Origin of the sequence: Asticcacaulis sp. AND118, from assembly GCF_020535245.1 — a bacterium.
GTDB lineage: Bacteria > Pseudomonadota > Alphaproteobacteria > Caulobacterales > Caulobacteraceae > Asticcacaulis.
The window spans coordinates 230,861-255,000 of the sequence record NZ_CP084911.1; the positions used below are offsets into that span (position 1 = coordinate 230,861).

The 24,140-nt window shown below is 61.0% G+C and carries 16 protein-coding genes and 2 rRNA genes (1 of these 18 cut by a window edge); 6 read left to right on the forward strand and 12 right to left on the reverse strand.

Features of this window, described 5'->3' with window-relative positions; all coding sequences use genetic code 11:
- Positions 1-72 precede the first annotated feature (72 nt).
- The 4 genes from LH365_RS14585 to LH365_RS14600 all read right to left on the reverse strand — a co-directional run bounded on the left by LH365_RS14585 (position 73) and on the right by LH365_RS14600 (position 3,641).
- Positions 73-1,032: a FecR family protein gene (locus tag LH365_RS14585; RefSeq protein WP_226746086.1), complete on the reverse strand. Its 960-nt coding sequence runs from the start codon at positions 1,030-1,032 to the stop codon at positions 73-75.
- Positions 1,007-1,603 carry an RNA polymerase sigma factor gene (locus LH365_RS14590; RefSeq protein ID WP_226746087.1) on the reverse strand — a complete coding sequence of 199 codons (597 nt, stop codon included), beginning with the start codon at positions 1,601-1,603 and terminating at the stop codon, positions 1,007-1,009. Before LH365_RS14590 ends, LH365_RS14585 begins: the two co-directional genes overlap by 26 nt.
- Positions 1,604-1,738: 135 nt before the next feature.
- Complete coding sequence (phnX, locus tag LH365_RS14595; protein WP_226746088.1) at positions 1,739-2,527, reverse strand: phosphonoacetaldehyde hydrolase; 789 nt, start codon at positions 2,525-2,527, stop codon at positions 1,739-1,741.
- A complete protein-coding gene (locus LH365_RS14600) occupies positions 2,517-3,641 on the reverse strand; it encodes a TIGR03364 family FAD-dependent oxidoreductase (RefSeq protein ID WP_226746089.1) in 1,125 nt (374 codons plus the stop codon). The genes phnX and LH365_RS14600 overlap by 11 nt, the downstream gene beginning before the upstream one ends.
- 87 nt (positions 3,642-3,728) lie before the next feature.
- Between LH365_RS14600 and LH365_RS14605 the strand changes: the two genes are divergently transcribed.
- The 5 genes from LH365_RS14605 (at position 3,729) to LH365_RS14625 (ending at position 11,657) form a co-directional block, all read left to right on the forward strand.
- Entirely contained in the window at positions 3,729-5,513 is a 1,785-nt protein-coding gene (locus LH365_RS14605) for a metallophosphoesterase (protein ID WP_226746090.1), read from the forward strand.
- A gap of 270 nt (positions 5,514-5,783) precedes the next feature.
- On the forward strand, positions 5,784-8,609 hold the full coding sequence (locus LH365_RS14610; protein ID WP_226746091.1) for a TonB-dependent receptor: 2,826 nt from the start codon (positions 5,784-5,786) through the stop codon (positions 8,607-8,609).
- Positions 8,610-8,726: 117 nt separating this feature from the next.
- Positions 8,727-9,659 carry a LysR family transcriptional regulator gene (locus tag LH365_RS14615; protein ID WP_226746092.1) on the forward strand — a complete coding sequence of 311 codons (933 nt, stop codon included), beginning with the start codon at positions 8,727-8,729 and terminating at the stop codon, positions 9,657-9,659.
- Between the two features lie 50 nt (positions 9,660-9,709).
- Positions 9,710-10,270, forward strand: coding sequence for an HD domain-containing protein (locus LH365_RS14620; protein ID WP_226746093.1), 561 nt, complete (start codon positions 9,710-9,712; stop codon positions 10,268-10,270).
- A 94-nt stretch (positions 10,271-10,364) separates the two neighbouring features.
- Positions 10,365-11,657, forward strand: a complete 1,293-nt coding sequence (locus tag LH365_RS14625; protein ID WP_226746094.1) for a DUF5690 family protein — start codon at positions 10,365-10,367, stop codon at positions 11,655-11,657.
- Between the two features lie 98 nt (positions 11,658-11,755).
- On the opposite strand, the gene LH365_RS14630 is transcribed toward LH365_RS14625, so the two are convergent.
- The 4 genes from LH365_RS14630 to LH365_RS18765 form a co-directional block, all read right to left on the reverse strand.
- Positions 11,756-12,250, reverse strand: coding sequence for a hypothetical protein (locus tag LH365_RS14630; RefSeq protein ID WP_226746095.1), 495 nt, complete (start codon positions 12,248-12,250; stop codon positions 11,756-11,758).
- A 49-nt stretch (positions 12,251-12,299) separates the two neighbouring features.
- Positions 12,300-13,550, reverse strand: a complete 1,251-nt coding sequence (locus LH365_RS14635; protein ID WP_226746096.1) for a DUF3422 domain-containing protein — start codon at positions 13,548-13,550, stop codon at positions 12,300-12,302.
- A gap of 108 nt (positions 13,551-13,658) precedes the next feature.
- Positions 13,659-14,111, reverse strand: coding sequence for an Lrp/AsnC family transcriptional regulator (locus tag LH365_RS14640; protein WP_226746097.1), 453 nt, complete (start codon positions 14,109-14,111; stop codon positions 13,659-13,661).
- Between the two features lie 50 nt (positions 14,112-14,161).
- Positions 14,162-16,090 (reverse strand): isoaspartyl peptidase/L-asparaginase, encoded by a 1,929-nt coding sequence (locus LH365_RS18765; protein WP_370639764.1) that lies wholly within the window; start codon positions 16,088-16,090, stop codon positions 14,162-14,164.
- A 186-nt stretch (positions 16,091-16,276) separates the two neighbouring features.
- Here LH365_RS18765 and LH365_RS14655 point away from each other — a divergent pair, with 186 nt between their 5' ends.
- Complete coding sequence (locus LH365_RS14655) at positions 16,277-19,003, forward strand: TonB-dependent siderophore receptor (RefSeq protein ID WP_226746098.1); 2,727 nt, start codon at positions 16,277-16,279, stop codon at positions 19,001-19,003.
- Between the two features lie 36 nt (positions 19,004-19,039).
- Here LH365_RS14655 and LH365_RS14660 read toward each other — a convergent pair whose 3' ends face one another.
- The 4 genes from LH365_RS14660 to LH365_RS14675 form a co-directional block, all read right to left on the reverse strand.
- Entirely contained in the window at positions 19,040-19,477 is a 438-nt protein-coding gene (locus LH365_RS14660; protein WP_226746099.1) for a hypothetical protein, read from the reverse strand.
- A gap of 10 nt (positions 19,478-19,487) precedes the next feature.
- A complete protein-coding gene (locus tag LH365_RS14665) occupies positions 19,488-21,266 on the reverse strand; it encodes an amidohydrolase (RefSeq protein ID WP_226746100.1) in 1,779 nt (592 codons plus the stop codon).
- Positions 21,267-21,445: 179 nt separating this feature from the next.
- Positions 21,446-21,560: ribosomal RNA gene (gene rrf / locus LH365_RS14670) — 5S ribosomal RNA — on the reverse strand.
- Positions 21,561-21,633: 73 nt separating this feature from the next.
- Positions 21,634-24,140: ribosomal RNA gene (locus tag LH365_RS14675) — 23S ribosomal RNA — on the reverse strand; it runs 371 nt beyond the window's last position.

Here is a 24,140-nt window from a genome sequence, read left to right on the forward strand (position 1 = left end):
CGCCCGGCCATCGGACGCTTCAACAGACAAGACCGCCCGCAGCAGGCTTTCCTTATGACGGTTTCATGAAGTTTACCGAGGTGTGGCCCAGCCGATACGAATCTCACCATCTGAACGTCGCACGGGCGCACCCAATACTATGCCCGTGGTGCGGGCAAAGGCCAGAGGATCGCGTGCATCGAACACGCCGTAGAGCCGTTCGCCGCGCAAGGCCGGATCGGCGACGACGAGTTGTATCTCATTATAGCGGTTGAACTGCGCGACTGCCTGATCCAGCGTTTCGCCATTGAGATCGATACGCCCTAATCGCCAGGCGACGCTGCGCTCGGCCCCGCCGTCGTTCAGGGCGGTCTTAACGATGGCCTCGGACCTGCGCGCCTCGATCCCCTCGCCCGCCGCCACGCGCGTGCGGGCTTCGGGACGATCGCTCCACCAGGTTTCGACCACGCCTTCGGTGACGACCACGCGCGCCTGATCACCGTCGTGGATCACCGAAAAGGCCGTGCCGACCGCACGGACGCGCAGCTTGCCGGCGGCCACTACGAAGGGACGCGCATGATCGGGGTGAACCTGAAAGAAGGCTTCACCCCGTTGCAGATCGACGCGACGCACCTCACCGCCCATATCGACACGCAGGGCGGTCGCCGCGTTCAGCGTCGCTGCCGAACCGTCGGCGAGGGCAATGGAACGAATTTCCCGTACCGGCGATACGTAGCTCTGGCCCTTCAACATGACGAAGGCCCCGGTTACCGACGCGGCAGCGGCCAGCCCGCCGCCGATCAGCCAGCGACGCGACATTACGGGCAACGCGCGCGGTGTTTTCGGCGTGGCCTGTTCGGCATCCCAGTTCAATCGGTCCAGCGTCATAAACGCCGCCTCGGCGCGCAGGAAAGCCCCCTGTCGCGCTGTGCTGACGCGCAGCCAGTCGTCGAGCGCGGCGTCGGAGTCGGCGTCCCAGTCTCCGGATTCGCGCCGCCACAGCCAGCGGGTCGCGGCCTCTTCGATCTCAGCGGCGGTTTCGCGTACGCTCATCGCCACCTCCCCTGAACCAACCGCTCGATTTTTCTGAATTGCGTCCCAGCCATTGCTGAATCAAGCGCAGGCCTTTCACGGCGTCATTTTCCACTATGCTCTCACTGATGCCCAGTCTTTGGGCGATTTCCTTTTGCGGCAGGCCCTCGATCTTGCGCAGCCGCAGGATTTCGCGGCAGCGCGGCGGCAGGGTCTCCATCGCCGCCTGCACCCGCCGCCATTCCTCGCGCGCGCTGGTCACGCGTTCGGGCGAAGGGCCTTCGTCGTCGAACGGCAGGGTATCGATGGCCGCGGTCGCGTCGATGCGCACCAACTGACTGCGCCGCACCTGCTCGCGCAGGAGATTGCGCACGATCTGGAAGAAATACCCGTCGGGCCGAGCGATCTGTTCCGGGGCCTCGATGGCCGACAGGCGGCAATAGGCTTCCTGGATCAGATCGTCGATATCCGCCCCCGACACCAGAGCCCGCGCCAGCCACGCGCGGACCGCCGGCTCATGCGGCATGACATGAGCCGAGATCCAGTGCACCAGACGGAGGCGATCCGATGTTGTCACGACGACCTTCTGCATTCTCGCCCCTTAAGATGGACGAGCGCGGCCTTTCCTTACAAAACGTCGAAATATACACGCATTTCCGGCAGTCATCGTGAATAAGGCAATGGCCTCCCGTTTGCCTGCCCTGCGTGATCGATGTGCGGGCGCTTCTTATGGACTCGCTTTCAGCCACGAAGGCAGATCCGCCACGGTGTTCAGCACCACATCGGCACCGGCGGCGTAGAGCCGGTCACGAGCCATGGCGATCCTCACCTCCCGGTCGCTGGCGGTCAACGCCTGAAAGGCTTCGAAGGTCAGGCCCATTTCGTTGCCGCTGGCCGCGACCCCGACCGTAAAGGCGCCGGCGGCCTTACCGGCCGCAATTCCCACCGGCGCATCATCGACCACCACGACATCGGCAGCGGGCCACCCCCCCAGTTCGACCAGATTCTTCCAGATCATGAGCGGCGCGGGCCGCCCCTGCGGCGTCTCACCGGCGCAGACCACCAATTCGGGCTCATAACCTTGCGCCGCCGCAGCCGTCAGGATAGGGCCCATCATAGCGCGCGTATAGCCGGTAGATGAGCCGATGCGCACGCTTTCCGCGCGCAGACACTCAAACGTGGCCCGCGCGCCGGGGATCAGGGTGGCGCGCGCGGTTCCGGCCGCACGCATCAATTCGTCCAGACTGGCGTAGATGCGCTCGATATCGGCTTCGGAGGGCGCGCGCCGGGTCTTTTCCTGCCAGCGGCTCGCAACTGCGGGCTGGGCCAGCAAGGCGGCGACGTGGTCGCGCTTGGCTTGTCCCATGGGCAGGCGCACCTCCGCTTCGCTGATCTCGACGCCGACAGCGGTAAAAGCCTGTTGCATGGCGATGACAGGAGCCAGCGAGCCGAAATCGACCATGGTCCCGGCCCAGTCGAAGATGACGGCCTTGGGGTTGCGGGGTTTAACGATCATGGCAGGTCTCCGTATCGAACAGGTCGTTGAGGGTTTCTTCGGCGATACCGAAGGCGGTGGACGCGCCGGTGCCGCTGGTGACGACCACCAGACGCACGCACTCATGGGGCGACACGCGCATCAGGTCCTCCCCGGCGCTGGCATAGGTGCCCAGCCAGCGCTCGAGCACAGGCGGCGGCTCGATACCCAGAACGCAGCGGAATTCGTCGAGGATCAGCGCTTCTACAGCCGCGTCATAAAAAGGTTCGGGCGCGCGATCATAGTGATGACTATCGCCAACGATCAGCGACCCGTCCGCCGCCTGCGTGACGATGAGGTGGATGCCGGCCGCCAGATGCTCCGGCTGTTCTCGTCGCAACACATCGATAAGCGCCGCGCTTTCAGGGCGTTCGGCGTAGCCGCGGTAGCGCACAAGCGACAGGTCAGACATACGGGGGCAACCGATATCGAAGCCGGGCGAGGCCAGTCGCATCATATGCAACTGGGTGCGCGTGACGGCATGACGGGCGTAGATATGGGGATAAAGGCTGGTCAGGTCGTCGCCGGGGCAAACCACCACGCTTTCGGCTCGGATGCGGCCCCGCGGCGTAATCACTTCGCAGCCTTCGACCGCCAAGGCCGCCGTATCGAAATGGAAATCCACGCCATTGCCGGCAAGCCAGCGCACCAGCAGCGGTATGGCCGTACGCGATTCGACGCGCAGATCGTGAGGGCTATATAGCGCGCCTTGCAGGGCGTTGCCGGCACCCTGATAATGCGCACGTACCTCTTCGGGCGACAGAAGGCGGCAGTCGCGGCCCATCTCATGTTTCGCGAAGGCTTCCAGCACCGTCATGGCTTCCGGGCGCTGCGCCGTCACCAGCAAACCGCGTTGCAGGATGTCGATTCCAGCCATCGGGGCAACCTCCTGCCAGATGTCGCGGCTGCGCAGGGCCCGATGCCAGGTGTCGTTCTCGCCCTGCCCCGTCACGGTGACAAAGCCGAAATTGCGAATGGAAGCACCGGTGGGAGCGGCGTTGCGCTCGATAACGACCGGACGCAGGCCGCGCCGCGCCGCCATGAGGGCATGGGCCAGTCCCACTATGCCCGATCCGATAATGGCTATGTCATACATAAAAGATACCTCCGAAAAGGTTCATAACAATGTCGCATAACAATTCTATTACGATAATTAAAACTAATCATCATTCGAGGATGCACCATGCGACGCCATACCGCGCTCTGCCTGAGCCTTTTCTCTCTCATCACCGCCCCGGCCCTTGCCGAGGAATGGCCATTGGACCCGGCTTATGACCTGCCGCGTCAGGCCGCCGTGAAGCCCGCCAAGGCCCATGAAGGTCCGGTTCTACAAACGCCGCTGAGCGCCGCGCCTTTGTTTCAGGGCCTGACGGCGACCCACTCACAGATCCTGACTTCCGACGCCGTGACGGGCGATTTCACTCTCGAACTGTGGATCGTCGATCATGTCAATCAACCGGTCGGTACGCTGCTGAGCGCCGGCGGCATGCGCCTGGGCTACTTCAACGATCAGGCGGCTTTCGGGGGTGAAACGCTTCAAACCGCCAAGCTGCCGGAACCGTTCAAGGAACGTTGGCACGACCTCGTTCTGGTGCGTCAGGGCCACCGCCTCAGCCTCTATCACAACGGTGTGGCGGTGGCGCAGGGTAACGCCCCGACCGATGCCACAACACCCGTGCGGCTCGACAGCTACCTCGGCAACGAGCCCTATATGATCCCGGCCAATCTGGTCCACGTCGCCGCGCTGGAACGCCGTGCGATGACACCGACCGAAGTGGCGCAACGCTTTGCCGACCGTGCAAAACTGGTCGAAGAAGGCCGCCTGTGGGCCGATCGCTTCCACTTCACCCAACCGCCCTATCTGTCGACACCGCAGATGGATTCGATCCAGTTGTCGTTCGAGTTCGACCGCCCGGCGACCGCTACGGTGGTCTATGGCGAGAGTGAGGACGCCCTGCAGACGGCACCGCTACCCGCTACGACCGACCGCCTGCATGGGCTCAAGCTTAGCGGTCTGAAGGCCGACACCCCTTACTTTTACCGCGTCACCGGCACTGATGCGGCGGGGCGCAAACTCGACTCCGGCCTGTTGTCCTTCCGCACCGCGCCGCCGGCGGGTCAACCTTTCGTCATGGTCGTCTCCGGCGACACCGAAGCCCGTCCGCACATCAATAACCGCATGGCACAACTGATGTGGGAAGAGCGCCCGGCCCTGCTCGCCATCATGGGCGACCTGACCGACGGCGGCTCGAAAGAGAAGCGCTTCGAATGGACACATGAATATTTCACCGGCATCGGGGCCTTCGCCGGTCGCGTGCCCGTTCTGGGCGTCGTCGGCAATGGCGAAGGCGAGTTGCAGTGGTGGCGGCATTATCTGCGCGAAAACATGGCTTCGCCCAGGCGCGAAAGCTATTTCTCGCTGGTCTATGGCGATGTTGAATTCTTCACGCTCGACGCCAACCTGTCCGAACGCGAGAAGGAAGCGCCGGGCTTCCGCGAACGCCAGAAGGCGTGGCTGGAGCAGGCGCTGAAGACCTCGAAGGCGCGTTGGAAAATTGCCATGCACCATCAGGACGTGCGCACCTCCGACAGCGACGATTATGGCGACAGCTTCCGCGAAAAGGCCGGCGAAGGCGACCGCGATGTGCAGGCCGACTTCCTGCCGCTGTATGAAAAATACAATGTCGATCTGGTCTTCTTCGCCCATCTGCACACCTACGAGCGTAGCTGGCCGATCCGCGCCAACAAGGTCGATCCCAAGACCGGCATTACCTATGTGCAGGTCGGCGGTCTGGGCGGTAATCTGGAGGACTTTGCGCCCAACAAGCCGTGGTTTTCGGCCAAGACGGCACGCACCCACCACTATGTCACCCTGAACGTCACGCCGGAACAGATCGAGGGCCGCATGGTCGATTCCGAAGGCCGCCTGCGCGATGTGTTCACTGTGCATCACCGCACAGACAAATGAGGCTCAGGCATATATCGTCAACAAACCGTCATGCGTAAAATATATAAATAAACTCATCTCATTTGCATTATTTATAATCGACATTCGGAAAGGGGCTTCCGGATATCGGTTGCAAACGGGGACCGCCTCCCAAAAGCACGCGTACCAACCTCTCATACCTGAGCCCGGCCGGGACCGCCGGGCGACCCTGCCCATTTGGCCCGCCGGCACCTCTCTGGCGGGAAGGGATTTTGCGCGCCGCATACAGGCGCACCCACACCGGAGATAGAGATGAACAACCCGACCTTCACTCTCAAAACGACCGCCCTGACCGGCGCCAGCCTGCTGGCGCTTGGCCTTGCGCAGATGGCCACTGCGCAGGCCGCCATCGCTCAGACTGTCGCGCCCGCCGAAGACATTACCGAAGTCGTCGTGACGGGCCAGCGCCTGTCGAACGCCAACTCCATTCAGGAACAGAAGAAGGCCGTCGGCGTCGTGAACGTCATTTCCGCCGACGATCTGGGCAAGCTGCCGGACGCCAATGTCGCCGATGCGCTGGCGCGCATCCCCGGCGTCAATGTGGTCGTCAATCAGGAGACCGGCGAAGGCGAGTACGTCTCGATCCGCGGCCTGGCCAGCACCTATAACGCCTATTCCGTCAACGGCGTGCGTGTGGCGCTCTCTGACAGCGACTCGCGCAAGATGTCGATGACGGTCCTGCCGCCCAACGGCCTGAAAGCCATCTCGGTCAATAAGACCCTGACGCCTGATCTCGACGGCGACGCCATCGGCGGTTCGGTCAACTTCGCCACCCCCACCGCCTTTGACTTCCGTAAGCCGACCATTCGCGTCTTCGGCACCTACGGCGTCAACGACCGCGCCCGCAAACAGAATGAAGAGGACGGCAACGGCCAGCTTCAGGTCGATGTCGCACGCAAGCTCGGCGACGGGCGCTTCGGCGTCTTCGGCTCGCTCTATTACGGCAAGAGCCACTACACCAACGAGGAATCCGAAAACGACGGTGAATGGGAGCCCTATCGCTGGCGCAAGAACTCGGAAGAGGCCATCGACGACCGTTCCATGTACCTGCCGGGCATCGACCTCGACTATCGCCGCGGCGAGCAGGAGCGTTTCGGCGGAAACGTCTCTGTCGACTACCGTTCCGAGCAGCACGACCTCTATGTGCGCGGTCAGTACGCGAAGCTGAACCGTACCGGCACCAATGACTGGACCGATTTCCGCAGCCGACCGACCGCACGCCTGAATCAGGTCAATATCGATGACACCTCGCTGCGCCAGCCCGAGCAGATGATCACCGGCACCGGCGCCAAGGGTCGCATCTACGGCTACACCACGGCCCAGATCGTCGACCGCGACGGCGACGGGATCATCACCGACGCCGACCGCAACGGCAATGGCTACTGGTCGCTGAACGGTCGATCGGGCGTCTGGGACCCGCAGGCCATGCAGTTCGCGCGCACCCACGAGTCTCAGGATCAGGAATCGTCGCTCTATACGATCAATGCCGGCGGCCAGAGCCGCTACGATCATCTGACGCTGGACTACGATCTCAGCTATTCCTACGGCGAGAAGGGCACGCCGCTGTCCTACGGTATTACCTATAACTGCGACAAGTGCTCGACCCACCCGATGTTCACCTCGACCGGTATCCTGTGGTCGTCGGCCGATCCGCGTTTCCCGCTGGCGCAACTGCCGGCCTACGCCGCCGATGTCGATCGCCGCGATGACCTCCTGCCATTAGACGGCGCCTGGATGAACCGCAACACGCAATCGGATGCCCGCACAGCGCTCAAACTCGACGCGCGCTACGAGATGGGTGGCCTGATCGACTATGTGAAGGGTGGCTTCAAGTATCTGAAGTCCGAGCGTGAATACGACTATACGCCGATCTGGGAAGGCGACATGACCGGCACTTCTCTGGCCGGCAAGACGCTGGCGCAGTCGGGTCTGGTCGAGCGTCAGGTCGATGGTTTCTTCAAAGATCGCTACTATTACGGCTCGATCATGAGCCGTGATCGCGTGATCGCCGCCATCAACGCCGCCCGCGCCGCCAATCCGGTGACGCAAAGCGCCGAGGATCTGGCGCGCGACGACAAGCAGGGCACCGAGACGATCTACGCCGCCTACGGTCTGGCCAACATCAAGACCGGCAACTGGGAAGTGATCGCCGGTGCCCGTGTTGAACACACCAAGGTCGAGACCGTGGCGTGGATCTACGACGGTAACAAATCCGGCTTTGGCAAAACCGAGCGCGACTACACCAACGTTCTGCCCAGCGTCACCGCCGTCTATCGTCAGGGTCAGAATCTTGTCTATCGCGGCGCTCTGTGGACCAGCTTCTCGCGTCCGGAATACGCCAACATCACCCGCGGCGAAAGCGTGGGGCGTGATCCGGTTACCGACGAGATCGTCTCGATCAGCCGCGGCAATCCAGACCTGAAGCCCGCAAAGGCGGTCAATTTCGACCTGTCGGCGGAATATTATCCGGATCGTTCATCAATGGTGTCGATCGGTTTCTTCCATAAGGAAATCCGCGACTTCATCTTCACCAATGGCCGTTCGGTCAATGCGGACACCAAGGAAGGCACCATCACCATCACCCAGCCGCAGAACGGTGAGGATGCGACGCTGACAGGCGTGGAACTGAACCTGATCAAGTCATTCGAGGGCCTTCAGGCGCCGTTCGACGGTTTCGGCGTCGAGGCCAATATCACCTCGCAGAACTCTTCGGCGGAGACCGGTCTCGACTATCGTCGCGGTCACCCGATCTCGTTCCTGCAGGCGCCAGACCTGATTTATAACGCCTCGCTGACCTATCAGAAGTACGGCGTCGAAGCCAAGCTCAGCTACCAGTATCAGGGCGCCTATATCGAAGACACCCGCGACAACGCGGTCGACAAGTGGGTGCAGCCGAACAAGTCGCTGGACCTGCACACCCGCTACATCATCCGTCCGGGCCTGTCGGTCGACTTCGACATCCAGAACATTCTGGACGGTCACCGCTACTACACCACCAAGGGCCGCAACCCGACCTATCAGAAGGACTATATGGAGCCGGGCCGCAACTTCATCCTGCGCTTTGCCTACAGCTACTAAAGCCGTCTGAGACCTGAAACCGCCCTCTTCCGGTTCGCGCCGGAAGAGGGTTTTCCTTTGCCGTCCGGCGGGGTAGGGTTGGAATCGAGCCCTTGCAGATTCTGACCTGAGTTTTTCATGACCGCGCCCCTCGATGAAGCCGTTGAACCCGGCGTCGAACGTTCCGGACGCCGCCGGGAATCGAGCGGTCTTTCCATCGGGGCGCTGCGGGCCTTCGTGGCGGTCGTCGATCTCGGCTCGTTTTCGCGCGCCGCGTCCGAGTTGGGTGTATCTCAGCCCAATATCTCCAATCAGATCAATGCGCTGGAGCAGGCCTGCGGGGTGCGGCTGCTGCACCGCCGCTCTCAGAACCAGTCGCTGACCGACGCCGGGCGCGAGCTGTATACGCGCGCCCGTCTGGTCATCAGTCGTATGCGCGATTTCGAAACCGCCGCCAACCTGTTCTCCAGCCTCAAGCGCGGCCGTATAGTTATCGGCTATTCGACACCGCCGGTGGCCATGACGCTCATTGGCCATTACATGCGCACCTATGCCGATATCGAGGTCGCGGCTCGGCAAGGCAATACCGAGTCCCTGCGCGCCGACCTGATGGATTGCCGCGTCGATGTCGCCATCATGTCGCTGATGGACCCCGATCCGGCCCTGTCGTGCCATCTTATCGCGCCACAAGGTCTGAACCTGATTGTACCTGCGGCGCACCCCTTCGCCGCACGCGCCGACATTGCCGCGTCCGAACTGGCCGGACTGACCCTGGTGGCGCGCGAGGAAGGCTCGGTCACCCGCACGCTCAGCGAACTGGCCGTGTCGGCGGCCGGCGCCCCCTTCGCCCCGGTTCTCACGGTCGAAAGCCGCGAAGCGGTCAAGGAGGCAACCGCCAACGGCGTTGGGCTCGGCTTCGTGCTCGATGGCGAGGTTGGCGAGGATGCGCGCCTGAAAGCCCTGCCTGTTCGCGGACTGTCGCGTAAGGTCGGGGTCTATGCCGTCGCTCTGCGCGAAAGCCTCGAAATTCCGGCGGTTTCCGCCTTTGCACGCCTTGCTCAAGCCGGGTGATTTCGATATAATATTTTCAAATATATTAAGTTTGGAAATATGAAATAATTATGAATAAGCTCGACGCCCTGTCGCAGGAAATCTGTTCCATCTATTTGCGCGACGGTCATCACGCCTACGGCCTCTACCACCTCAATCAACTCCAGCACGCTCTGCAGTCGGCCCAACGTGCCGAGGCTCAGGGCCTCTCCCCCGCTCTGATTATGGCTGCCCTGTTGCACGATGTCGGGCATATGGTTCACGATCTGGGCAACGCGCCGGCGGAAGACGGTATCGACGATCGCCACGAAGAGCTGGGTGCGGTCTGGGCCGCCGAACGTTTCCCTGCCGCTGTCAGCGAACCGATTCGTTTGCACGTGGCAGCCAAGCGGTACCTCTGCGCCGTCGAAGACGGGTACATGGCGACGCTCGGCAAGGACTCGGTCATTTCCCTGAAACTCCAGGGCGGGCCGATGCCCGCGGACGAACAAACCGCCTTCCTCGCCACGCCTTACGCCGCCGACGCCGTGGCGCTGCGCCGCATCGACGAGCAGGCGAAGGACCCGAAGGCCGTCACGCCGACCGTACAGGCGTTTCTCGATCGCTATCTCAAGGACGCTCTCACAGCCTGAAGGCCTATCGTCACACAGTTTATATAAACAATAATTATATACACACTGAATGCATTTACATCAGCCATGATAAGAACATGGCGGGAGCATATCGGTGGCGACTTCTATTACCCGTGCCCTGACGCGCGGCGGGCAGGTATGGGTGGCGATATACGCCCTCAGCACGGCCTTCATTACCTATTTCTGCATGTATGCCTTCCGCAAACCGCTGACCGCGGCAACCTATGCGGACATCTCCGGCTGGTCCGGCCTTCTCGGCATTCTGCTGGATTTCAAGATCGCGCTGGTCATCGCGCAGGTGCTGGGTTACGCGGCCTCCAAACTGATCGGCATCAAGGTCGTGAGCGAGGCCCGCCCTGCCGCGCGACCGCTGATGATCCTCGCCTTTATCGCCGTTTCGTGGCTGGGTCTGATCCTGTTTGCCGTGGTCCCCCCACCGTGGAAGGTGGCGGCCATCTTCCTCAGCGGCCTGCCGCTGGGCATGATTTGGGGCCTCGTCTTCGGGTATCTCGAAGGCCGCCGCCTCAGCGAGATACTGGGGGCGGGCCTGTGCGTCAGCTTCATCGTCTCTTCCGGCGCGGTGAAGTCCATCGGGCGCGCGCTGATCGTCGATTACGGGGTGCCCGAATTGTGGATGCCCGCCGCCACCGGCGCGCTGTTTTTCCCGCTGCTGGCTTTGTCGGTTTGGGCGCTGGCCCAGACGCCGCCGCCCGACGCGCGCGATGTGGCCGAACGCATCGAACGTCGCCCCATGTTCAAAGCCGAGCGTGCCGCCTTCATAGCCGCAACGGGCTTCGGGCTGTTTATGCTGGTCCTGGCCTACATCGTCCTGACGGCGCTGAGGGACTTTCGCGACAACTTCGCCGTAGAACTATGGGACGCGCTCGGTTTCGGCGACGCTCCGGCCATCTTCGCGCTTTCGGAGTTGCCCGTGGCAGGAATCGTGCTGGTGCTGTTTGGCCTCACCGCTCTGATCCGCAATAATCGTCAGGCCGTGCGGGTCTATCATATCATGATCATCGCCGGAGCCGTTCTGATGGCTGGCGCAACCTTCGCCTGGCAGACCGGACACCTGTCGTCGATAGGGTGGATGATCGCCGTCGGCGCCGGCGTCTATCTCGGCTACGTGCCTTATAATGCCGTGCTGGCCGACCGTCTGACGGCCGCCATAGGCGTGCCTGGCAATGCGGCCTTCTTCATATATGTGGCGGATTCCTCCGGCTATGCCGGCAGCGTCGGTCTGATGCTTCTCAAGAATTTCGGCAACCTGTCCGTAAGCTGGCTGAGCTTCTTTTCCACCGTGTGTTATGCGTCGGCCGCGATCATATGCGCAAGCACCCTAACCGCCCTCATCTACTTCCATCGCCTCTGGGCGATTAAAGCCTAGAGCGAGATGATTTAAAGTGGAAACATCATCTCGCTCTAAGTGTTTGAGTGGTCGCGCAATTTTTCCGTAAAGTGGTGCCCACTTTATCGGATTGCGCTCTAGCCCTGCCTCCATGCACGTTGCCACAGGCTTTGAGGCACGGCGGGCGACACTTCCGAGATATTGGCCAGTTTTTGAATCACCGTCTGCAAAGCCGCCGGGTCGCGGACGGCGTTCAGCCGGAGAATCTCCAGCTCACGCCGCAACGATGAATAGGCGTTGGCTGCAATGAAATGGCTTTGCGATCTCTCGGACCAGCGCATGACCGATTGCAGTATCGAGACGATCGACACCCCCGCACCGGCCAGAAACAGCAGCAGGACGACAGAGTCGTTATAGGCCTTCAGCAGTTCTTCAAAAGCGAAGATAGCCGTGCTGAGGACGGACACCAGGGCGCCACCGAGAATATTGGCGATGGTCGTCCAGCGAGCCAGTCGATCGAACACGTTGGTCGCGTACCAGTGCGCGTGCTGCGAATGTTTCACCCGCGTTTCCGTTGCCGTGAGAAGGGTCTCGAATGCATCGGTCGTGGTCGGCGTTGCGTCGGTCATCATGTCCCCCCGCATTCACCATAACAGACCCCTTCGATCCCGGCGAGCCCCCCTACTCCACCCGCAATTTGCGTTTGCGCCGACGGATGAATTGCCACGCCCCGACCAGCACCACGATCACGCCGAGGCTGTAGCCGGCCGTCACGCCTTTCGAATGGCCGACGACCGGCTCCAGCACATATTTGATCAGATTGATGATGTAGTAGGACAGCGCAAAAACTGACAGCCCCTCGACCAGTTCAGACAGCTTGACCTGCAACTCCGCGCGGGCGTTCATGTTTTTGAGCAAAAGCTGGTTTTGCGTTTCGAGCGAGATCGAGACCTTGGCGCGCAGCAGATCGCTAACCCGGCCAATCCGGTCCGACACGTCGTTCAGCCGTGCCGACGCCGCCTCGCAGGTGCGCATGGCCGGTTGCAGACGCCGTTCGATGAACGCCTTCATGGTGGAGAAGCCTTCCACCGGCCGTTCGCGCAGCGATATCAGCCGATCCTCTACCAGCCGCGCATAGGCTTCGGTCGCCCCCAGACGAAAGCCCACCTCGTTGATGCGCTGTTCGACGTCGGCGGACAGGGCCGTCAGGCTATCGTAGATATCGTCCTGCGATGCTCCCGGCCGGTTCAGTTGCCGCGTCATGTCGACCAGTCGCTGCTCCGCGCCCTTCAGCCAGGTCAGTATGGCGCGCGCCTCCGGAAAGCCGAGCAGCGCCAGTTTGCGGTAATGGCCGATCTCGATCAGGGTTTGCAGCAGACGCGACAATTCGTCGTTGCGCAGCCCCTTGTCGTGGATGAAGATCCGTCCGGCTCCGTTGTCATGCGCTCTGAAATCGGTCCAGATCTGCGCACGACCGTCGAACGCGTCGCAACTGACGCAGGTCGACAGGTCAAGGCACCGGCCCAGACTGTCCATGTCGGGCGCGTGCCGGTCGACTGCGATTTCGACGCTGCGAAAAACCTGCCCCGGTGCGCCGCTCAGCCAGTCGAAGGCCTCGGTGCGCAGGACGCAAAACCACAGCCGGTCGGCCGCCGCCTGCAGCGCCGCCGGATCGGACGTATAGCTCAGCCAGGTCGAAAATTCGCCGTGCCGTTCCCATATCCGCCCGGCCTGCGCTTCGATGCGCGCCAGCCGTCCTTCCGCGCCGTCGCCCAGACGGTTCACCCACTCGGTTTCCGCGGCGCGGTCGGCATCGTCGACCAGCAACACCCAACTCCGCAGAGCCAGCGGCGCGGCCAGCACCGGCAAGGCCCGTTCGTGCATAAGCTCGCTCAAGGCAAGGCGTAGCGGATGATCGGCGATCTGAGTCATGGGGCTCCCCTCCATGCCCGCATAATGAGACAAACACCGTCTGACGCAAGCAAAATAACGCCATTAGTCTGAGTTATTGAGGCCGTTCACGGCCAGCGGCATCAAGCCTCAGCGCTCCAGCTTGGTCGCGAGAATGACCGAGGTGGTTGTGCGTTCCACGCCTTCGAGCAGGCCGATGCGGTCGATGAGGTCGTTAACCTCCTCGCTGTTGGCCGCTTCGATCATGGCGATGATGTCGTATTCACCGCTGATGGCGTAGATGGCCGAAATCTCGGTGAGACGCGCCAGTTCCGTCTCGACCTCCAGATTGAAACGCGGCAGACACTTGATCATTACGTGCGCCCGCATACGGGTGCGTGAAAAGGCCTGCCCCATGCGCAGCGTATAGCCGCCGATGACCTTTTCGGCCTCCAGCCGCGCCAGTCGCGCATAGACCTGGGTGCGCGGAATTTCGAGTTGCTTGGCCAGATGCGACACGGTCAGGCGCGAATCCTCGCGCAGCGCCGCCAGAAGCCGGCGGTCAGTGGCGTCGATCTCAGGCGTGACCTTGCGCGTCCCCATGCGTCCCCGATTCAGGCGCTTTCCGAAAAGTGCGTTAAGTGAACGCTACACTATTTTTCGTCCGCGAAAATAGCCGTTTTCGCCGGCGCGTCCGCCGACACCGTGCCGCGATACATACCGAGGTCGTTCAACCCGAAGGCCACTTCACCCGCCGCGTCCATGGCGATCAGCCCGCCGTCCCCGCCGATCGCGCCTACGGCCATGATCGACTCCTGCGCGGCGTCGGCAATGTTCTGGCCCTTCCACGTCACGCGGTCGCAGACCTGACGCGCGGCGGATTCGCGGATGAAATATTCGCCCGTCCCCGTCGCCGAAACCGCGCAGGCTCCGTCCTTCGCATAGGTGCCGGCGCCGATGATCGGCGAATCCCCGATACGGCCCCAGCGCTTACCCGTCGTGCCTCCCGTAGAGGTCGCCGCCGCCAGATGGCCGTCCTGATCGAGCGCCACCGCGCCGACCGTACCGAACATATGGGTCATGTCGACCGCCGCGAGGTTCTTTTTCTTCCACGCTTCGAGCTGATCCCAGCGCGATTGCGTGAAGAAGTATTTGGGATCGACCTGTTCCAGCCCCTTCTCGACCGAAAACCTGTCCGCGCCGTCGCGGGCCAGCATGACGTGCGGCGATTTATCCATCACCGCGCGGGCCAGAGACACCGGGTTCCTGGTGCGCGTCACACCCGCCACGGCCCCGGCCTTCTGCGTCGCGCCATCCATAATGGCGGCATCCAGTTCATTGATACCCTCGGCAGTGAAGACCGCACCCTTGCCGGCATTGAGCAGCGGATTATTCTCCAGCACGCGCACCGTGGCTTCGACGGCATCGACCGCCGTACCGCCCTTTTCCAGAACGGCCTGACCGGCCGCCAGCGCCTCGGTCAGTCCCGCGCGATACTGCGCCTCGCGTTCCGGCGCAAGATTGGCGCGCTCTATGACGCCCGCCCCGCCGTGGATGGCCAGCGCCCAGCGCTTCTTTTCACGCATCACGCCGTCCTGCACCGTATAGTGCTTGACGAAGGCGGGGTTGCCGATAGCGCGCGTCAGCACGTTGAAGGTGCTGCCCTTGCCCAGGCCCGTGACCTTGATATTGTCGGCCGTGAGCGGCTTGCCCACCTTGAGGTCGGTCGGCTTCATATCCTCGAACACCCAGGCATAGCCGCCGATATTGCTGAAGACGCGCGCCGAACCGTCACCATTGACCGCCAGCACGGTTTCTTCATCCACGCCGATGCCAGTCAGCGGCCGCCCGGCCAGTTGCTGCGACTTGGCCAGAAAAGCCAGCAGACGGCCCTGACGCTTGCGCTCCTTGAAGTGGGTGTCGGTGACGATGCCTTTCAGCAGATCGAAACGCAGGAAGTCGGTTTCCATGGTCACCGCCGCGCCCAGCGGGTCCTTCAGCGCCTCTTCGGAATCGATGCTGCCGCCGTCCATCGCGCCGTAAGCATATTCGCCCTGCACGGCCAGGCCCGCCGATGTGCCGCCCAAAGGCTTGCCCGCCGCCACATGGGCATTGAGCGCAGCTTCGACCGGCGTGCCTTTCCAGAAACGCACATAGTTCGACTGATCCCCGCCGGCAAGGAAGATGCCGTCAGCATTTTTCAGTGCTTCAAGGAGCACCGGATCGGTCGAGGCCTTGCGGTCAGTAAACACAAAGGTGCGGATCGAGGCGAAGCCGCCGACCTGCTTGTACATCTCGTCCGCCGTGCTCGTCGTGCCCGACGCGCGCAGGACGACGACGTGGCCATGCCCCGCCTTGTCCGCGAACCAGCGGAAGGCGTCATAGGGCCACTCCCCGCCTCCGGCCATCAACAGACCCGGCTGCGGTGCCGTTTCGCGCGGCTTTTGCGGGTCGCCGATAAGGAAGGTCTTATAGCCCTTACCCCCGAAAAGGCCCCCTAAAAAATCCTCTGCGGCTACGGGCGTTACCGCAGCGCACAAAATTGCGATCACAAACAACAGGATAGGTGCGCGACGCGACATGATTGCCTCCGTAACTAGTTGACCCGGCGTTACATTAATGTGTCACATCTAAGCACATGTGAAGTCTTTGCGACAATATGATTGCACAAATTTACATTCTGAGATCACATTTCGACAGAATAGCGGCGCGTGGGGATAACGCGCCCATAACCCCGTTACCTTCGCTCAAGCGCTGTGGAGTGCACCATGTCGAGATCACACTTACCCGTCATGCTCAAGATCGCTTTGCTGGCGGGCACTAGCCTGATACCGGTCAGCGCCGCAGCGCAAGAGGCGCCCGCAGCGGCTGAAGAGCCTGTCGAAACCGTCACCGTTCTCGGTTCCCGCATCCCCCGCATCCGCAAGGAAGGCCCGGCCCCCATCACGACCGTCACGGCCCAGACTATCGCCGCCGAAGGCTACACCACCATTCCCGACGTGCTCAAGAGCCTGACCCAGAACGGCGGTCAAACCCAAAGCCAGCAATCCTATGGCGGCGCGCTGACGACGCCGGGCGCGGCACAGGTCGATCTCCGCGGCCTCGGCCCCAACCACACGCTGGTCATGATTAATGGCCGTCGCGTCGCCGACTTCCCGATGCCCTATCAAGGCCTCAGCAACTTCACCGACGTGTCGAACATCCCGCTGGGCATGATCGAAAAGGTCGAAGTGCTGTCGGGCTCGGCTTCGGCCATCTACGGCTCCGACGCCATCGCCGGCGTGGTCAATTTCACGCTCAAGAAGAAGGTCGACAAGACGACGGTCGATCTGCGCCTCGGCACGACCGAGCACGGCGGCGGCGATGACAAGACCCTGACCCTGTCCACCGGCTTCAGCAAGAACAGGTTCAACCTCGTCTTCGGTATGCAACTCAGCGACCGCGACCCGGTGTGGGGCTTCGACCGCGAAATTCAGGACTCGCGCGAAGACGCGCCGACCGCACGCAGTCGCTTCCCGTTTAAGGTCGCCCAGCGTTACGACGTAGAAGCCTATTACGCCACCGAAGACGGCACGGACTGCTCGAAAATGACGGGTCTGGCCGGCGGTACGGTCGTCAAGACGGTCGATCGCTTCGACGACTATTACTGCGCCTCGCCGACCGCCGTGTCCTACGGCACCATCACCTCGGGTCGTCAGTCGGGCTCGACCTTTACTTCAGCCACCTATGAGATCGACGACAAGACCACCCTGTTCGCCGACCTTCAGCTCAGCGTCACTGACACGCAGGTCATGAACGACGTCACTTACTGGCGCTATCAGGACGCCGAAGGCACGGCCGTAGACTTCTACAACGAATATTCGGGCGAGTGGGAAAACTGGTCGCGCGTCTTCATGCCCGAAGAAATGGGTGGCCTCGAAAAGGGCATGATCCACAACCACTCGACCAGTGGCGCTTTGACCGCCGGCATCCGCGGCGCCTTCGGTCAGCAATGGACCTATGAAGCGGCGGTCAACTATTCGACCTACCGCTCGCGCATCAAGATTCCGCAGATCGTCGCCGCCAAGGCCAACGCCTTCTATCTGGGCGAAGCGCTGGACGATGACACCTTCGACGCCGATCCGGCCAAGCTGTTCACGCCGCTGACCCCGGCGCAATACGGCTCGATTTCGGAGAATGCCCGCACCAAGGCCGAAGCCACGGTCAAGGGCCTCAGCCTGTCGTTCAACCACCCGGCCCTGTTCGAACTACCCGCCGGGCCGGTCGGCTTCGCCGCCATCGCCGAATTCGACGAGCAATCCTATTCGGTCCAGCCGAACGCTAACGCCACCAATTTCGGTTATTATTATCAGTATGCGGCCACCTCCGGCGCGGGCAAACGCGACCATAAGGCCATCGGCGCCGAACTCTCGCTGCCGCTGCTGTCGAACCTTCAGGCCAGCGTCGCCGCGCGTTATGACACCTTCGGCTTCGCGGACCGCGACATCGGCAAGACGACCTACAATATCGGTCTGGAATACCGCCCGATGAACAGCCTGTTGCTGCGCGCGGCCTACGGCACGGGCTTCCGCGCGCCGGACCTGCACTATCTCTACGCCAATCTCGACCTCTTCCACCCGACCGTCATCGACTATTATCAGTGCCGCACCGACCCGACGGAAATCGGTCTGCCCTATGACGAGTGCTACTACTCCGAAGAAGAAATCCTCAAGCACCGCGAAGGCGACACCAACCTCAAGCCTGAAACCTCAAAGTCGTACAATGTCGGCTTCGTCTGGCAACCCTCGCGTCACTTCGACATCTCGATCGACTACTTCAACATCGACATGAGTAACCAGATTCAGGATCTGAGCCTGAAGAAGCTGCTGACCGACGAAGCCGACTGCCGCATCGGTCAGACCGACACGGGCCAGACGGTGAACCCGACGTCGCCGACCTGCCTCGACGCCCTTTCGCGGGTCAACCGCGATAGCGGCGGCACCATCACCTATGTCTATATCAACCCGATCAACCAGGCGAACGAGAAGACCGACGGCATCGACCTCAACTTCCACGCCGCCCTGCCGGAAACCAAGGCCGGTAAATTCTCGCTCAGCGGCGGCTATACCTATGTGCTCAAGCACACCTCGATCCAGTTCGAGGGCGACGACAGCATCGATCAGCTCAAGGTCGACAGCGGCTATTACATCCCGCGCGACAAGGCCAACCTGTCTCTGACCTGGGCGCTGAACCCGGTCTCGGTCACCCTGACCGGCAACCGCACGGGTAAGCTGCCGAACTATGATGAAGACGCCCGCGTCAAGGCCTACACCATCTATAACGCCACCGCGACCTGGGACATCAAGACGAACCTGAAGGCGACGCTGACGCTGAACAACCTGCTCGACCGCAAGCCGGTCCGCGACATGGGCTGGACCAGCTATCCCTACTACAACAGCGACTGGTACGACTCGATCGGCCGTGCCGGCTATATCAATCTGAGCTATTCGTTCTGATAAACAAAACCCCGAAAGCGCAGGCTTCCGGGGTTTTCATGACCGTTCCAGCCACCTTTGCCAAAGCACTGCGATTTCCGTTTCCCGCCGTTGTCGCGTGGCCTCCGGCGCCGTATCAACACCGGAAAAGCCATAGAGTAGGTTGCCCCTCTCCGTGACGGTCACCGGATCACCGCCAAACTGATCAGCGGTGATATCGACAATCCAGTTTTCGCAAGTCACCCAAGCATGAGCCTCCCAACGCGCATCGGCAAAATAGCCGTAGGGGCCAAGTTCTGGCCCCTCCTCCGACAGGCGCGGCACATTGTTGACCCACGCAGCGTCAAAACCGTGCGCCTGCAATACACGCGACAAAAACAGGCTCGACCGCACACAGGTGCGCGTCGAAAGCACGACCGGTGACAGGCCACGCGCCGACTGCCACTCCTCCCAAACCGGCAGCAGAAAGTTTCGCGCTTCTGTGGCGAGAGCCATCAGGCGAGTTCTAGTCATGCCGGTAAACGACTTTGCCGCCCAGCATGGTCAGCACGACCTTCGTATCACCCAAGGCTTCGGGATCGGTCGCCGTCAGATCGCGATCCAGCACAATGAGATCGGCCAGCTTGCCCACTTCTATAGACCCCACGCTGTCATCGACGTGCAAGGCATAGGCCGACCCCATGGTCATGGCGCGCAGGGCCGAATTCAGCGTCAGGCCCGGATCGACGCCCAAGCGCCCCGGATATTTGACCTGATCGGCTTTGGCCGCCGTGCGCGTCACCGCGACCTTAAGCGCGAACCATTCGTCCAGCGCATCGACCGGCCAGTCGCTGCCGAAGGTCAGCCGCGCCCCATAAAGCCCCAGCAGACCCGACGGCTCTATAATCGCATGGCGATAGGGCCCCAGATAGTCGCGCGCACCTTCGATGGTGTCGGCGGCAGGCTTACCCCACTGGAACGACAACACCGGTAAGGCGTTCAACGCGGCAAAACGCGCATAGTCCGCCGGATCGACGATCTCGGCATGGGCGATGGCCGGGCGGATATCCTTGCCCGGATAGGCACGACGCAACGCCTCCACGCCATCAAGCGCCAGACGCACGGCTCCGTCCCCATCGGCATGGATATGCGGATCGATGCCAGCCTCAGCCAGCAGGCTTAGGGTTTCATTCAGTTGCGCCGTGGTGAAATAGGGTTGCGGCCCGCGATGGTTTCCAGGCCGCCAGTGCGGATCCGCTTCCGTGCCCTTGTTCTCGAAATAGGGCGCCACCATCACCCCGGTAAAGGCTGGCGCCGTGATCACCCCGTCGAGAAACAGCTTGGCCGTATGGACGCGCAAAGCCGGTTTCACGCCCTGATCGCCAGTGTCGTAGAGCCCGCGCTGGCGCACGACCTCCGCCACCGCGGCCTTGGCATTGTAATGTTCACCGGCGTCGATCAGCACGGCAAAATGCCCGCGCGCCGTCAACTCGCCGCGCCTGTAAAGCGTCTGATAAGCCGTCAGGGTTTCGATGTCAGTATAGGCGTCGAGAAAGGTCGTAATCCCCTGCTCGGCCATCAGTCTCAGCGCGATCTGCGCGGCCTTGAGATTCGTGGCTTCGTCCGGTGGCGGGATCAGGGCCTGCACCATGGATTGCGCGGCGTCCTCCAGCAAACCGGTGGCCTCGCCGTCGGCCCCGCGCACGATCTTGCCGTCCTTGGGGTCAGACGTGTTACGAGCGATCTTCGCTACACTCAGCGCCTTGCTGTTGACCAGAGCCGAATGCCCGAAGGACGAACGCACCATAACGGGTCGAGGAGTCTTCAGCGTATCGAGATCGGCGCGCGTCGGCGCATAACCCGTCGGGATCATATCCTGCTGGAACCAGTTGATGACGACCAGCCAGCGCTCAGCCGGCGCATCGGTCTCAGCATCCAGACAGGTCTGAATTTTTGTGAGAAACGCCTCGCGCGTCAGCCGCTCATAGTTGAGATTGCACCCCAGCGTCCGCAAGCCTCCCGATTGCGGATGCATATGCCCGTCGACCAGACCCGGCATAAGCGTCCGGCCCTTGAGATCGACAACTTCCGTCCGCCTGCCGATATGCGCCTTGGCATCGGACGATTTGCCGACAAAGACGATCCGTCCCTCCTTGACCGCCACGGCCTCGGCCACAGCGTCATGGGTATCGACAGTCAGTATCTTGCCATTGATGAAAACCGTCTGCGCAGCGGGTGCCGCCGAGGCCCCCGAAGCCCCGCCCATTGCCGCCAGGCAGAGGCCCAGCTTTATCCATGCCTTCATCACAGCCTCCCGTTCACAGGCATTCAGGCTGAAACGGAAGGGGAAAGGCTGTCAAGCAATGGGTGATGATATTTCCGGCGAGATAATACCGGTTCAGAACAACAAAAAAACCGGCGCTGAATAGCGGCCGGTTTCTTTAAAGGTAGAGTGAGTGAAGGGTTATTGCTTGTGTTTGATAGACCTGGCGGCGACCTACTCTCCCGCGCCTTAAGACGAAGTACCATTGGCCCAGGCAGGCTTAACGACCGAGTTCGGAATGGGATCGGGTGGGGACCGGCCGGCATAGCCACCAGGTCAATCAAACACAAGTTAAGGAAGACATTGTCGTTATGAACGCGCACGGTTTTCGGTGCGTTTATTTGAGGGAACGATCAAGCCGATCGGATTATTAGTACTGGTTAGCTTCACTCCTCACGGAGCTTCCACACCCAGCCTATCAACGTGGTCGTCTACCACGATCCTCAGCGAGACCTTGTTTTGAGGTTAGTTTCCCGCTTAGATGCTTTCAGCGGTTATCTATTCCATACTTAGCTACCCTGCTGCGCGGCTGGCGCCACGACAGGTCCACCAGAGGTATGTCCATCCCGGTCCTCTCGTACTAGGGACAGATCCTCTCAAGTCTCGAACACCCACGGCAGATAGGGACCAAACTGTCTCACGACGTTCTGAACCCAGCTCACGTACCACTTTAAATGGCGAACAGCCATACCCTTGGGACCTGCTCCAGCCCCAGGATGTGATGAGCCGACATCGAGGTGCCAAACTTTGCCGTCGATATGGACTCTTGGGCAAAATCAGCCTGTTATCCCTAGAGTACCTTTTATCCGTTGAGCGATGGCCCTTCCACGCAGGACCACCGGATCACTATGGCCGACTTTCGTCTCTGCTCGACTTGTCAGTCTCGCAGTCAGGCGGGCTTATGCCATTGCACTCATCGAACGATTTCCGACCGTTCTGAGCCCACCATCGCGCGCCTCCGTTACACTTTGGGAGGCGACCGCCCCAGTCAAACTACCCACCACGCCATGTCCCGGACCCGGATAGACGGGCCGCGGTTAGACGCCAACAGCAATAAGGGTGGTATTTCAAGGATGGCTCCACAAGGACTGGCGCCCCTGCTTCATAGCCTCCCACCTATCCTACACATGTTGCTGCTAACGCCAAGGCGAAGCTATAGTAAAGGTTCATAGGGTCTTTCCGTCTGACCGCGGGAACCCCGCATCTTCACGGGGAATTCAATTTCGCTGAGCCTATGCTGGAGACAGTGGGGAAGTCGTTACGCCATTCGTGCAGGTCGGAACTTACCCGACAAGGAATTTCGCTACCTTAGGACCGTTATAGTTACGGCCGCCGTTTACCGGGGCTTCAATTCGGAGCTTGCACCCCTCCTTTTAACCTTCCGGCACCGGGCAGGCGTCAGACCCTATACGTCGCTTTACAGCTTCGCAGAGCCCTGTGTTTTTGATAAACAGTCGCTACCCCCTGGCTTGTGCCACTCAGTCCTGCTTGCGCAAGGTGAGTCACGCTTATCCCGAAGTTACGCGTGTAATTTGCCGAGTTCCTTCAGCATAGTTCTCTCAAGCGCCTTGGTATGCTCTACCTGACCACCTGTGTCGGTTTCGGGTACAGTCTATGTATGAGTTATTTCCAGGGACAACTTCGCTGCATGCACAATCCAATAAGCACATACAACTTACGCCATCCGTCACTTCATACTGGCTCCGGAATATTCACCGGATTCCCATCGACTACGCCTTTCGGCCTCGCCTTAGGGGCTGGCTAACCCTGCGCAGATTAGCTTTACGCAGGAACCCTTGGTCTTTCGGCGAGAGTGTCTCTCACACTCTTTATCGCTACTCATGTCAGCATTCTCACTTCCGATACCTCCAGCCAACCTCACGATTGACCTTCTCAGGCTTACGGAACGCTCCGCTACCGCTCACTTACGTGAACCCATATCTTCGGCGTATGGCTTGAGCCCCGTTACATTTTCCGCGCAGGATCGCTTGATCAGTGAGCTGTTACGCTTTCTTTAAAGGATGGCTGCTTCTAAGCCAACCTCCTGATTGTCAATGCAATCCCACATCGTTTCCCACTTAGCCATAACTTGGGGGCCTTAGATGATGGTTAGGGTTGTTTCCCTTTTCACGACGGACGTTAGCACCCGCCGTGTGTCTGCCCGATAGTGCTCTTGGGTATTCGGAGTTTGGTTAGTATTGGTACAGCTCGCGCCGCCCGCAACCATCCAGTGCTCTACCCCCCAAGGCATTCGTCGGACGCTCTACCTAAATAGATTTCGCGGAGAACCAGCTATGTCCAGGTTTGATTGGCCTTTCACCCCTATCCACAAGTCATCCCAGAATTTTTCAACATTCACGGGTTCGGACCTCCAGTACATGTTACTGTACCTTCATCCTGCTCATGGATAGATCACCTGGTTTCGGGTCGTCATGCGACGAACTTAACGCTCTATTCAAACTCGCTTTCGCTACGCCTACACCTATCGGCTTAAGCTTGCTCGGCACATGAAGTCGCTGACCCATTATACAAAAGGTACGCCGTCACCCCGCTTGGGGGCTCCGACTGCTTGTAGGCTTCCAATTTCAGGTTCTGTTTCACTCCCCTTGTCGGGGTGCTTTTCACCTTTCCCTCACGGTACTTGTTCACTATCGGTCGTAGAGGAGTACTTAGGCTTGGAGGGTGGTCCCCCCATATTCAGACAGGATTTCACGTGTCCCGCCCTACTCGAGGATCTTGCTAGTTGACGCCTACGGGACTATCACCCGCTATGGTCAGCTTTTCCAAGCTGTTCGGCTTTATATCACAAGATCACTGGCCTGGTCCGATTTCGCTCGCCACTACTTTCGGAGTCTC